The sequence below is a fragment of the Hymenobacter sp. NBH84 genome (assembly GCF_014217645.1).
In the GTDB taxonomy this organism is placed as follows: Bacteria; Bacteroidota; Bacteroidia; order Cytophagales; family Hymenobacteraceae; genus Hymenobacter; species Hymenobacter profundi.
Map to the genome: position 1 here is coordinate 4,072,501 of NZ_CP043644.1, position 12,646 is coordinate 4,085,146.

9 protein-coding genes are annotated in these 12,646 nt (G+C 55.6%); 5 read left to right on the forward strand and 4 right to left on the reverse strand.

What is annotated here, in order from left to right; all coding sequences use genetic code 11:
• The first annotated feature begins 282 nt into the window (after positions 1–282).
• The 5 genes from F1C16_RS17100 to F1C16_RS17120 all read left to right on the forward strand — a co-directional run bounded on the left by F1C16_RS17100 (position 283) and on the right by F1C16_RS17120 (position 5,792).
• Positions 283–1,251, forward strand: a complete 969-nt coding sequence (locus F1C16_RS17100; RefSeq protein WP_185281816.1) for an MBL fold metallo-hydrolase — start codon at positions 283–285, stop codon at positions 1,249–1,251.
• 31 nt (positions 1,252–1,282) lie between these two features.
• A complete protein-coding gene (locus F1C16_RS17105; protein ID WP_185281817.1) occupies positions 1,283–1,882 on the forward strand; it encodes a pseudouridine synthase in 600 nt (199 codons plus the stop codon).
• A 164-nt stretch (positions 1,883–2,046) separates the two neighbouring features.
• Positions 2,047–2,508: a cold-shock protein gene (locus F1C16_RS17110; protein ID WP_185281818.1), complete on the forward strand. Its 462-nt coding sequence runs from the start codon at positions 2,047–2,049 to the stop codon at positions 2,506–2,508.
• Between the two features lie 86 nt (positions 2,509–2,594).
• Positions 2,595–3,548: a 23S rRNA (adenine(1618)-N(6))-methyltransferase RlmF gene (rlmF, locus tag F1C16_RS17115; RefSeq protein ID WP_185281819.1), complete on the forward strand. Its 954-nt coding sequence runs from the start codon at positions 2,595–2,597 to the stop codon at positions 3,546–3,548.
• A 282-nt stretch (positions 3,549–3,830) separates the two neighbouring features.
• Positions 3,831–5,792: a glycosyl hydrolase gene (locus F1C16_RS17120; protein WP_185281820.1), complete on the forward strand. Its 1,962-nt coding sequence runs from the start codon at positions 3,831–3,833 to the stop codon at positions 5,790–5,792.
• Positions 5,793–5,900: 108 nt separating this feature from the next.
• Here F1C16_RS17120 and F1C16_RS17125 read toward each other — a convergent pair whose 3' ends face one another.
• The 4 genes from F1C16_RS17125 to F1C16_RS17140 form a co-directional block, all read right to left on the reverse strand.
• Positions 5,901–6,686, reverse strand: coding sequence for a S1/P1 nuclease (locus F1C16_RS17125; RefSeq protein WP_185281821.1), 786 nt, complete (start codon positions 6,684–6,686; stop codon positions 5,901–5,903).
• Positions 6,687–6,769: 83 nt separating this feature from the next.
• Positions 6,770–10,162, reverse strand: coding sequence for a TonB-dependent receptor domain-containing protein (locus F1C16_RS17130; protein ID WP_185281822.1), 3,393 nt, complete (start codon positions 10,160–10,162; stop codon positions 6,770–6,772).
• Positions 10,163–10,569: 407 nt separating this feature from the next.
• Positions 10,570–11,976, reverse strand: coding sequence for a dihydrolipoyl dehydrogenase (gene lpdA, locus F1C16_RS17135; RefSeq protein ID WP_185281823.1), 1,407 nt, complete (start codon positions 11,974–11,976; stop codon positions 10,570–10,572).
• A 223-nt stretch (positions 11,977–12,199) separates the two neighbouring features.
• On the reverse strand, positions 12,200–12,646 hold the full coding sequence (locus F1C16_RS17140) for a hypothetical protein (protein ID WP_185281824.1): 447 nt from the start codon (positions 12,644–12,646) through the stop codon (positions 12,200–12,202).

Below are 12,646 nucleotides of genomic sequence, written 5' to 3' on the forward strand. Positions count from 1 at the left end.
CTTTCTAATAATTTGTCTTACATACATAAAGTAGAGTTCTTCTGTTGTTTGAGTGCCCTTGCTTTTGCTATCTGTATAATCAGCCTGTTTCATAAGTAGTGCAGTTTTTATAGCAATGCTGTAGTAAGCATGTCAACTTCTTATCTTAAACGTCATTCTTATTGGCGCTATAGGTAGCTAATAAGATGAGAGTAGATGACGGCTATTTTTATATGCTACTGTCGAGAACGGCACTATACTCTATACGTAAAGAGCTTATCTGGTCACTTTGCCACCTACCCTATGCTCTCCAACAACACCAAACGCGCTCATACTCCTGCTTTACAGCCTATAGTTCCTGGTATCGTGGGGTGGCGTAATGTCTTTGTCAATCTATATTATATAAATGAGCAGGAAGTGGCCGGAATAGGCAGACCTTGGGTACTACTCGATGCGGGTCTACCCTTGTCGGCAGCGCATATTCAAGAATATGCCGCACAGCTATTTGGGCCAGCGAATCCGCCGCAAGCCATTTTACTTACGCATGGACACTTCGACCATGTAGGAGCGCTACCCGATTTGCTGGAAGCGTGGCCTACTGTGCAGGTGTATGCGCATCCGTTGGAGTTGCCTTACCTCACAGGACTTTCATCTTACCCCCCACCCGACCCAACAGTAGGTGGCGGTGGTATGGCCGCTATATCCTTTCTCTACCCTAAAAAGCCATTGGATCTAGGTAGTCGGGTGAAAGCGTTATTAGACGATAGATCAGTTCCGCATCTGCCGGGGTGGCGCTGGGTGCATACACCGGGGCATACGCCGGGGCACGTGTCATTTTTTCGTGAGAGCGACCGTACGCTATTAGCCGGCGACGCTTTCGTAACGGTGAAAGGTGAATCGGTGGTGGCTACTTGGCAGCAAAAGCAAGAGGTACATGGGCCGCCCGCTTACTTCACGCCTGATTGGGAAGCTGCGCGAGCTTCAGTGGAGTTGCTGGCTGACCTAGAGCCGGAGGTAGCCGCTACGGGACACGGTATTGCTATGCACGGCAACGAATTGCGCCGCCAACTGCAAGAGCTACGTGACCATTTTCAGACGCAAGCTGTGCCGACAAAGGGGCGCTACGTAGGACACCCGGCTGTGGCCGATGCTTCGGGGGTGGTGTCGGTGCCGCCGCCTGTGATTAGCTCTTGGGTGAAAGGCTTGGTAGTAGCCGGCTTGGTAGGTATTGCAGTAGCTGTATTGCGCCGCCGCGACAAGGAATCGGGGTAGGAGAACAGCCGAAAGCGCTACCTTGCAGCACATGAGTACGCATCAGCATTTCTTACTTCACAAGCCATTCGGTTACCTCAGTCAGTTTGTATGCGAATTGCGAAAGAAGAAACTGCTGGGGGAGTTGTATGATTTTCCGGCTGGTACTATGGCTATTGGGCGTCTAGACGAGCATAGTGAAGGCTTGCTGCTGCTCACCACCGACGGCCGCATGAGCGAGTATGTGCGTGGCCGGAAGGTAGAGAAGGAATATTATGCTCAGGTGGATGGCCTCATTACCGACGAAGCGGTAGCCCAACTGCAACAAGGTGTAGAAATCGGTATTCGAGATGTGCGGTACCAAACGCTACCTTGCGCGGTACGGCGCCTCGAAACTGCCCCAAACTTTCCTCCTCGTACCCGCAAAATTCGCGACGACCGCCACGGGCCTACCAGTTGGGTGTCGATTACGGTAACAGAAGGTAAATTCCGGCAGATCCGGAAGATGACGGCGGCGGCAGGGTTTCCTACCTTGCGCTTGGTGCGCGTGCGGGTAGGGGATATATGGCTCGGAGATTTAGCGGCGGGCGAGGCGCGAGAAGTGGTTTCCTTCGCGCTAAGTTGTCAGGAGGCGGAACTGAATAACGGGTAGAACAGGTCTGTTTCGGCCTTTCGTAGCTAGTAAACAGGTTAGTAGGTAGTTTCTATGGAGCTCTGCTGAACTTTACCGGAAAGTTACCTGTACTATTGTATTCACGAATACTAATGCTTGGCTTTATCGGCCAACGCATCCACCCTATAAAGCTGGTAAAAGACATGGGTAGATCCCAAGCAACGTTTGGTAAGAAAGAAAACGAAAAGAAACGCCTGAAGAAGCGGCTGGATAAAGCCGAGAAAAAGGAGGAACGTCAAGCCAATGCCCAGAAAGGCCAGAGCCTGGACGAGATGATGGCTTACGTAGACGAGAATGGCAACATTGTAGATACTCCGCCAGATCCGAAGAAAAAGAAGGAAATCAAGACCGAGGACATTCAGATTGGCGTAGTGCGCCGGGAAGACATGGATCCGGCCGATTTGATTCGTACTGGTATTGTGACGTTCTTCAACGAGTCGAAGGGCTACGGTTTCATTAAGGATTCGGAGACGCAAGAAAGCGTATTTGTGCACGCCAACAACCTGCGCAACCCCATCAAGGAGAATGACCGCGTGACCTTTGAAGTGGAAATGGGACCCAAAGGCCCCAGCGCCACCGACGTGAAAGCGGCCGCCGTTGCGTAAATTTACCTCTCGATAAGCCCAAGCGGCTGAAGCTCCTGTGGCTTCAGCCGCTTTCTGTTTCTAGCCCTACCCTCTACGCCTTACTGATGCCGCAGCCATCCAACGCCACCCCTACTACCCTGCACCCACGCAACCGTCACCACGGCCGCTACGACTTTGCGCAGCTAGTACACACCGCGCCCGAACTAGCCGCATTTGTCATGGCTACTCCTTCGGGCGATGCTAGCCTGGATTTTGCTGATCCGGCTGCCGTGAAGGCGCTGAACCGGGCGTTGCTGAAGCAATTCTACGGCATGCGGCAGTGGGATATTCCGGCTGGCTACCTGTGCCCGCCCATCCCCGGTCGTGCCGACTATATCCATTACCTCGCTGATTTGCTGGCCGATGGCAATGCGGGCGTTGTGCCCACTGGCAAAGCTGTGCGCGTGCTGGATGTGGGGGTAGGCGCCAATTGCATTTACCCCATCATCGGACACCATGAGTACGGGTGGCGCTTTGTAGGCACCGATGTAGACACAACGGCCCTGCGGGTGGGCAAGCAGCTCGCAGCTAGTAACCCTACCCTCACGGGCGCCCTGGAGCTCCGGCACCAACCCGACCGCAATTCCATCTTCAGCGGTATACTGAAGCCGCGCGAGGTCTTTGATGCGACAATGTGCAATCCGCCCTTTCATAGCTCGGCAGCTGAGGCCGAAGCCAGCAACCGGCGCAAAGAGCGGAATTTGGGCACGAATCGACAGGCACGGCCTACCCCCAACTTTGGCGGGCAGAGTACAGAACTGTGGTATCCCGGCGGCGAGGCGACTTTTTTGTGGCGCATGGCCGAGGAAAGCGCGTTGTTTCGGGAGTCGTGCTATTGGTTTACTACCCTCGTGTCGAAGAAAGAAACATTGCCGGGCTTGTACAAGTCGCTGCAAAAGCTAGGAGCTACGGAGGTGCGCACCATTCCGATGGCGCAAGGGCATAAGATAAGCCGCATTGTAGCCTGGACGTTTTTGGATGCGGCGCAGCAACAGGCGTGGCGGGAAAAGCGGAGGTAGGAAAGCAGTGTAGGACGAAAAGCGACTGAAGCTTCAGCCGCTTTCGGTTTACCTGTTCAGCATAAGCAAGGCAGGTATATAGCTTAGTGTATGCTGCACTTGGGATGCCATGGCTGTGCGCCATCATTAGGCAAACAGGCTAAGCTTAAGCGCACCGTTCTGTTCTTCATAAAGAAAGACCACCCTATACGGTGGTCTTTCTTTATTGCAGCTATCTTTGAAAAACACCACGTCTAACCAACTGGTGCTAAACGCCCTACTGCACTACTTCACCTTCCTACTATGCACAAGCTTTACAAGATTTTTCACCGGCAAGCTACGGGCTGGCTGCTCGGCGCTGCGGCCTTACTGAGTTGCTGGCCACAGCAAGCCACTGCGCAAACCAAAAGCGCAAAGCGTGGCATCGCCTACGGCTACCACTCGGCTGCCGACATGCAAGCGCTGGCGCCCGGCATCAGCTGGTGGTACAACTGGTACTCCAAGCCCGAAGCTGGGGCGGCAAGTGTCTACACCAACCTAGGCATCGACTACGTGCCAATGCAGTGGGGCCGCGACCTGGACGGCACTCCCTTCACCGCCGACCGATTGGCGGCCAATATTCCGGCCGGGGCCAAATACTTGCTGGGGTTTAATGAGCCCAACTTCCGTAGTCAGGCCAACCTTACGCCTACCCAGGCCGCAGCCCTGTGGCCTACGCTACAGGAAGTAGCCCGCCGCAAAAACCTCAAGCTGGTGTCGCCGGCGGTAAACTACTGCGGCGACTGTGTAACGGAAAACGGCACTACCTACTACTCGCCCACGCAGTACCTTGATGCTTTCTTCGCCGCCTGCCCTACTTGCCAGGTCGATTATATTGCCGTGCACACCTATGTGTGCGAGGAGCAGTGGCTGCGCGATAAGATTGGGGAGCTGAAAAAGTACGGCAAGCCGATCTGGCTCACGGAGTTTTCGTGCGGTGATATGCCCCAGAACCAGATTACGCTGGATGTGCAGAAGCGCTACCTTACCGCCGCCGTGAATTACCTGGAAAACGAGCCGGCAGTGTTTCGCTACGCTTGGTTTTCGGGCCGCAACAACGAGATACCCAATATCAACCTGCTTGGCGCTGCCTCGGGCCAGCTCACCGAACTGGGCCAGCTGTACGTGAGCCTACCCTTCAGCGGCAGCACACCTACGCCTACCCCTACCCGCCTGACGCCCGTTGCTGCCGTGGCTTCGTCCAGCGAAAATAGTGGCACCGCCGCCGCGAAGGCCATTGATGGCAACCTGACTTCCCGCTGGGCCAGCGCCTTCGCCGATCCGCAGTACTTGCAGCTCGATTTGGGCACGGTGAAGGATATCTCACGGGTCAAGATTAACTGGGAAGCAGCTTACGGCAAAGACTATCAGCTACAAACTTCGCTTGATGGCTCCTCCTGGACCGCCATTCACTCCGTCATCAACGGCGACGGTGGCATTGACGACATTACTGGCCTGGCTGGCCGGGGCCGTTACCTGCGTATCTACGGCACGCGCCGCGCCACCACCTACGGCTATTCCATCTACGAGGTAGAGGTATATGGGCCTGCCGCTGCTACTTCCACCACCATCAACCTGGAAGCGGAGAGCTACAGCAGCATGTCGGGGGTGCAAACCCAAACTACTACCGACACGGGCGGCGGCCAGAATGTGGGCTACATTGATGCCGGCGATTGGATGGCCTACAGCAATATCACCTTTCCTACCACCGGCACCTACACCATTGAGTACCGCGTGGCCACCCCCAGCGGCGGCACGCTGTCGTCGGATTTCAACTCGGGCTCGATTCAGCTAGGCAAAGTAACTATTCCGGCTACCGGCGGCTGGCAAACCTGGACCACCGTATCGCAAACGGTGAGTGTGGCGGCGGGCACTTACAGCTTCGGCGTATTTGCGCAAACTGGTGGCTGGAACCTCAACTGGATGCGCATTAGCCAAGCTGGCAGCAGCGTAGCAGCCAAAGCAACCGCCACCGCTTCCATCACCGCTGCGCCTACCGTGCAGTTGTACCCCAACCCGGTAACCGATAAACTGCACTTAGTTTCTACCCTACCTCTTGCTGGCAGCCAATACCAGATTACCGACGCCTATGGTCTGGTGAATGCCCAAGGCACGCTGAGCAGCAGCAATGAGCTTAACGTATCGTCGTTGCGTGCAGGCGTGTACACGCTGTTGATTATCACCAAAGACCAACAGAGGACTACCTTGCGCTTGGTAAAAGAGTAAGTCAGACCCCATCAATATGTTGAAAGGCTACCAAAATGGTAGCCTTTCTCATTTACTACCTGCTTTGTGTTTCTATCTCTAGTGTAGAATTATCTACAGGACCACCCTTCAACCACCGTACACCTCATTCAGCACGCCCGCCAGCCGGATGCCGGCTTGCAATAGGCGCTGCTCTACAGTAGGGGCGTATTTGGGGTAGTAAGTATAGTCGAGGTCGGGGTGTTGCTCGGCTTCGGTGAGGAGGGGTTGGCTGAGCTGGTAGGACTCCCAGAACCACGTGGCGGGAGCTGCCTGCTGCCACTGCCGCACCTCAGATTTCGTGGCGTGGTCGAGCTGCTGGGCCATTTCCAGGTAGGTGATGGCGGGATAGTCTACCAGGCCTGAGTCCCACACGCTGTGCAGATTCGAATCTCGGCCCCGGAATTTCACCTTGATCTTGTTGCCGCCGCTGGTTTCGGCCGTGGCCGTATGCATGGGCTGGTGCACGTCGCCCACAATGTGCACGATGAATTTCAGCGCAAACACCTTGTCCTCTTTCGAGGTAGCAGGGTCCTTCAATTTCTGTAGTTGCTCCTGCAAGGCCCGATAGGCGTTGGGCTTTTCCATCGTGGTGATGGTGCGAATGTACTCATCTTGGCTAAGGCCCACGGATGCGTTCACGTAGTGCCAGGGCGAGGTGTGGGCAAACTCCGGGTAGGAGCGGATTTCGTCGGGGAAGGTGCTCACCAGCGGCAGCCGCTCGGTGCCCAGCAACTGCTGTATCTGGGCGCGGGCTTTCTTGCTGAGGTGGTTTTCGGCAATTTTCCCGATAACGCGGTGGCCCTCTACGCCCCAGGCCAGCAGGCTAAACGGCAGGGCGAAAAATAAAGCTACTAAGCTGATTTTCTTGTACATGACAGTAGGGTGGTAAGTCTGAAAAGTGAGGCATAAAAAAGCCTGCTACTACACGCAGCAGGCTTTTCAGATTGCTTGAAAACTTAGTTGAAGATGTAGCGCAGGCCAATCTGCATGTAGTAGGTAGAGGACAGACTCACGGCGTCGCGGTAGGTGTTGGTCAGCAGTTGACCCGTTACGTTGTCGCGGCTCATGCGGAAGGTAGGCCGTGTGCCGTTAGCCGTTAGGGTAGGCGCTAGGCTGTTTGTGTTAGCGGGCTCCAGAATAGCAGCGTTATTGAATGTGCGCTGCTGGAAGCGGCCCCAGCTGTTGTTCAGCAAGTTGCCCACATTGAACACATCGAAGCTCAGCTGTAAGGTATTGCGCTTGCCGCCTATGTCGGTGAAGAGGTCCTGCAGAATTTTCACGTCGAACTGGTTGCGCCAGGGGAAGGTAGCACCATTGCGCTCAGCATACTTGCCTTTGCGCTTGCGCAGGTAATCATCCTGGTCAATGAAAGCAAAGAATGCGTCGCTTTGCTGTTGCGGTGTGAAGAGCGTCTGCTGACTGGCGCCGGTACCCGTGGTGATGGGCACAAAGGTGATTTCCGACGCATCGCGCGGGATATACATCAGGTCGGCATTGGCGCCGTCGCGGTTGAAATCCGACGAGTACAGGTAGGAAGCGCGCCCTTGACTGGCGCCGTCGTAGAACAACGAAATAGTGGTAGCCAAGTGGCCTAGGTACTCGCGACGATACGACAAGGAACCTACCACGCGGTGGGGTAGGGTGTTACCGTTGTAGCCTAGTGCCAAATTGTTAGCCCCGTTCACCGTAGCCGTTTCCTGCCACGCCGACAGTGGCTGGCTACCACCACCATCAAATAGGTTCTTGGAAGCCGTGTAGGTGTAGGCCACTGAGCCAAACAGCCCGTTGTCGAACTGCTTATCGAGCTTGCCAGTCAGCGAGAAGTAGTACCCACGCGAGGCATTGTCGAGCACAATGGCATTGTAAGCACCGCCGCCAGACGTACCATTGGCCACTGGCTTCCCGTTGATGAGCGGATTGACGTACTTGTTGGTATTAGCGCTGGGGTAGATGATGCGGTTATCAGGGTAGTTGCTCACGTACAGTGAGCTATTGATGGGCTTAACCAGGTTCGCGTTGCGGAACACGGCCGCGTTGATGTCGCGGTTCAGAATACCTTCCAGCGTACCCACTACCCCAAAAGGCAGCTTGGCATCCACGGCCAGACTGGATTTCCAAGTCTGCGGGAAGCGGAAATTACGGGCCAGCGACGAGGTGGTGCTCGGAATAACAGTGCCAGCGACGGGCGGCGTGTCGGGGCGGTTGCCGGTGGGGCTGGGGTCGAACCGAATGTCGCCAATGGGGCCGCTGGTACCGGGTGAGGAACCGTAGGTCTGCGTAATCTGGAGCAGGCCTGCATCGCCGGCTTGGCTCACAATCCATACGTAGGGCACACGGCCCGTGAAGATGCCTGTACCACCGCGCAGCTGCAAAGAACGGTCGCCCAGCACGTCGAAGTTGAAGCCTACCCGCGGTGACCACAGCAGTTGGGTCTTGGGCAGGTTAGCCACGTTGATCTGCTCGCCACCGGCAAATGACAGCGGCGTAATCAGCGGGTGCTCGGCCAGCTTGTTGGGGTAGCTGGTCAGGTCTACACGCAAGCCGGGCGTGATGCGCAGGCGGTCGGTCACGGCAATTTCGTCTTGGGCGTAGACTGAATACTGACCGTACTTAAAGCTGGGGAACTGCTGCGAGTAATCGGCCGAGAGGGGGTAGGTGATACCAAAGTCTACCGGCGCGTTGCCCTGTACAAAGTCGTTCCAGGAAGCAAACGTATAATAGCCGGTGCCGAAGCGCTGGAAGCCGTTCTTCGTCTCGCTCAGGTCTACCTGTGCACCCAGGGTTACGTTGTGGCGACCCAGAATCCAGTTGAAGTCATCTTTGAAGGACAGAATCTTCACGTCGCGCAGGTTGCCGTAGGTGAAGGGCTCGTAGCCGAACGACGTGAACGGCGTACCCTCCTTCAGAATATCCACGAAGGGGAACAGCTGGCTATCGGAGCTGCGTGGGTCGTTTTGGCGGGTGTAGGTAGCGCGTAGCGTATTGAACTTGTTGTTACCGAAGGTCGAGTTTAACTCAGCCGCCAACGAGTAAAAGTTTGCCTCCTGATAGTAGGTAGCGTTGCGGAAGAACAACGCCGTATTTGCTTGGCGGTTGCCGCTACCCGCCACAAAAGCTGGCGGATTTGTACCAGTCGGATCTGGGTTAGGATACGTGTAGTTGCCGAACGGACTACGCGACGTGCTGGGGAAGCTGCTGTTTCGGCTTTCTACCTGACTGTAGCGCACATTCACGCGGTGCTTCTGGCTGATATTCCAGTCCAGGCGACCCAGGATCTTGGTGCGCGGAGCCGTGAAGCTGTAGCCTTGGTAGGGACCGGTTTCGTAGCCGTAGGTAGTGCGCAGGTAATTGCTGATCTGGTCCAGTTCGGCGGCCGTGGGGCGGGCTACGTTAGTGCCACTGCCAAACGGCGCGGCATCGGTAGCGGCCACACGCTGCTGGCCAGGAGTGCGGTTTTCTTCGTCCTCAAAGTTGGCGAAGAAGAACAGCTTGTTCTTGATGATGGGGCCACCTAGGCGGAAGCCATACTGATAGAAGCGCTGGTCCTGTAGTACCACGCGCTGGTCGCCTACCTTGTCGCCCTGGTAGTTCTGGTTGCGGTAGTAGCCGTAGACTGAGCCGGAGAAGTCATTGTTCCCTGAACGCGTTACGGCATTAATAGCCGCTCCGGTAAAGCCCGATTGGCGCACGTCAAACGGCGTCACGTTCACCGATATTTCCTCAATGGCATCTAGCGAAATAGGAGCTCCACCAGCTGGTAGATTGCCACCGGTACCAATACCGAAATTGTTGTTAAAGTCGGAGCCGTCGACGCTGAAATAGTTGGAGCGGTTGCTGCCGCCGCCAATAGCCGTGCCGTTGGCTTGGGGTGTGAGACGAGTGAAGTCGTCGAGCGAGCGGCTGATGGATGGTAGGCGCTGCAGAGCGGTGCGGTCGATATTGGTGATGGCGCCGGTTTTGTCGGCGTTTAGGATAGAGCCGGGGTTGGCCGTCACCGTCACGCCTTGCAGTTCTGTGCCCTCGGTCGTCAGGGTAGCGTTCAGCACGTAGGGCTGGCCCAGCGTCAGGCTGATGTCATTGAATGTCTGCTCTTTGTAGCCGATGTAGCTCACGGTCACAGTGTAAGGCCCACCAACACGCATGTTTTGGATGGTATAGCGGCCCTCGGCATTGGTAGCCACACCGTACTTGGTGCCGCTGGGCACGTGCGTGGCTTGCACGGTGGCGCCAATAGATGCTTCGCCGCCGCTGTCTCTAATCAGGCCCGTCAGGCTACTGGTCGTAACCTGGGCTTGCAGGCCCAAAGCGGCTAGCAACACGAGTAGCCCCGTCAGTAAAAAATGTCTCATCAGGTGGTGATAAGGGTGAGAAAGGGAAATACAAAAGCGCACGCACTCTCCCACCGGCCACACAAGACCACCCTACCCCTCCGCAGGTAGCGAAATCTACGAACACAGAAAATCTTTTGGTACAGCTGCTATGTGGTAGCCAGATGTAAGCATCACTTTTCCAAATAATTACCTGCGACACAAACTAGAACAGGAAAATGGAACCGTGGAGTTGAGCGTGCACTTTTAAAGCGACAAAACTACAGGCGCACGTTTAAGCCAATGTTACCTCCTGTTTACGATACCTTTATTAAGTTAAATTCATCTTGATTAAAGAATATCCCTTGTAGCTAAACCTACACGCAAAAAAGCGGCTGGAGCTCTAGTAGCTCCAGCCGCTTTTTGCGTGTAGTTATGCAAGCGCAGACTTACATATGTATCGCCCGGTTCTCAGTAGCCGCCAGACAAGCTTCTTTCATGGCTTCGGCGTAGGTAGGGTGAGCGTGGCTCATGCGGGCTACGTCCTCAGCGGAGGCGCGGAACTCCATGGCCGTTACGGCTTCGGCAATCAGGTCGGCAATGCGCGGCCCGATCATGTGGACGCCCAAGATTTCGTCGGTCTCCTTATCGGCCAGCACTTTCACGAAGCCGTCGAGGTCCATGGAGGCGCGGGCGCGGCCCGAAGCGCGGAAGGGGAAGTTGCCGGTTTTGTAGGCTTTGCCCTGCTCCTTCAACTGCTCCTCGGTATAGCCTACCCCAGCCACTTCGGGCCAGGTGTAGACCACTCCTGGAATGAGTAAATAGTTCACGTGGGGCTTTTGGCCAGCAATGGTTTCAGCCACGAATACGCCTTCTTCCTCAGCCTTGTGGGCCAGCATGGCACCGCGCACCACATCACCGATGGCGTAGATGCCGGGCGTGGTGGTTTGCATGTGCTCGTCTACCTTAATGCGGCCGCGCTCTTCCAGCTGCACGCCGGCCGCTTCCAGGTTTAGGCCTTCGGTATAGGGCGCACGGCCCACCGCTACCAAGCAGTAGTCGCCTTCCAGCTTAATTTCCTCACCCTTGGGGTTGGTGGCGGTTACGGTCACGGCGTCGCCCTCGCGGGTGGCGCCAGTTACTTTGTGGCTGAGGTAAAACTCAATGCCGATTTTACCCAGGATGCGCTTCAGCTCCTTGCCAAGGGCGCGGTCCATGGTCGGAATCAGCGAATCCAGGAACTCTACCACCGATACTTTCGCACCCAGGCGGGCGTATACAGAAGCCATTTCCAGCCCGATAACGCCGCCGCCAATCACAATCATGTGCTTGGGCACTTCCCGAATGTTCAGGGCCTCGGTGCTGGTGATGATGCGCTGCTTGTCCTGCTTGATGAAGGGTAGGACAGTAGGCTTGGAACCGGAGGCGATAATCACCTTTTTGGTTTCGATCTGCTGCTCCTCGCCGCCTTCAGTAGGCGTGATTTTGATATGCGTTTTGTCGACAAACGAACCCACGCCCCGCAGCACGTCGATTTTATTCTTCTTCATCAGGAACTGAATGCCGTCGGTGTTGGCTTTCACTACGCCGTTCTTGCGGTCAATCAGTTGGTTCATATTGATCTGCAAGTCACTCAGCTCAATGCCATGCTCCTTGAAGGTAGTGTGGGCATTATGGTAGTGTTCTGTCGAATCGAGCAGGGCTTTGCTGGGAATGCAGCCTACGTTCAGGCAAGTGCCGCCCAGGGTAGGGTACTTCTCAATAAGGGCGGTTTTCATCCCCAGCTGTGCGCAACGGATGGCAGCCACGTAGCCCCCCGGTCCGGAGCCGATAACAGTAACGTCGTATTGATTCATGATGCGGTGAATTCGTTGGTAGTCAACAAGGGGCGAAGGTACGGAAGAAACCGGAGGCGGAAATAGCAGCCCGGCGGAAACGCGCTGGTTGCGCAGAATGCTAAGTGCTGCTACCCTACACAACCGGCTACTGGCTGTTTTGCCTAAGGTAGGCACGAACACAAGCGCCCCTTCCGTAAGTGGAAGAGGCGCTTGTATATATAGCTTAGCTAAATAGTGCCTATCAATTCGACAACATCAATGGTTGTAATTGCCCGCGCAATTGTTCACGCACTAGGCCCAAACTAATAGACTCTTTTTCACCTACCAGATACAAAAATTGTTGCCCACCGGGCAGCATCCGTACTAAGTGCAGTTGTGTAGACAGCAGGAAGGACATTTCTTCCACTGCCTCTTCCTCCAACTGGTGAACAGCGAGTTGTTGGTACCGGACCAAGGCAGCGCTGTGCTGGGCGGCCGTCTGCGGAGTTACATCATCCAGCCCCGACCAGCCAGCCTGGCAACGACCATCGGCCACATCCACCACAGCCACTAGCCGCAATGATGGCAGAACCGCCAGGATTTGATGTACCAATTGCTCCGCCTGATCCTCAGGCGGAGCAATTAAGTTATTTGTTTTCGATAACCCGGATTGACGGGTAGCTTTTCTGCGGTAATTCTTGGGTTTCAC

What these genes read in the sequence shown, in the direction of transcription:
- lpdA (WP_185281823.1), bottom strand. Translation starts at nt 11,976, where the DNA reads ATGAATCAATACGACGTTACTGTTATCGGCTCCGGACCGGGGGGCTAC.
- F1C16_RS17105 (WP_185281817.1), top strand. Translation starts at nt 1,283, where the DNA reads ATGAGTACGCATCAGCATTTCTTACTTCACAAGCCATTCGGTTACCTC.
- F1C16_RS17100 (WP_185281816.1), top strand. Translation starts at nt 283, where the DNA reads ATGCTCTCCAACAACACCAAACGCGCTCATACTCCTGCTTTACAGCCT.
- F1C16_RS17120 (WP_185281820.1), top strand. Translation starts at nt 3,831, where the DNA reads ATGCACAAGCTTTACAAGATTTTTCACCGGCAAGCTACGGGCTGGCTG.
- F1C16_RS17110 (WP_185281818.1), top strand. Translation starts at nt 2,047, where the DNA reads ATGGGTAGATCCCAAGCAACGTTTGGTAAGAAAGAAAACGAAAAGAAA.
- rlmF (WP_185281819.1), top strand. Translation starts at nt 2,595, where the DNA reads ATGCCGCAGCCATCCAACGCCACCCCTACTACCCTGCACCCACGCAAC.
- F1C16_RS17125 (WP_185281821.1), bottom strand. Translation starts at nt 6,686, where the DNA reads ATGTACAAGAAAATCAGCTTAGTAGCTTTATTTTTCGCCCTGCCGTTT.
- F1C16_RS17130 (WP_185281822.1), bottom strand. Translation starts at nt 10,162, where the DNA reads ATGAGACATTTTTTACTGACGGGGCTACTCGTGTTGCTAGCCGCTTTG.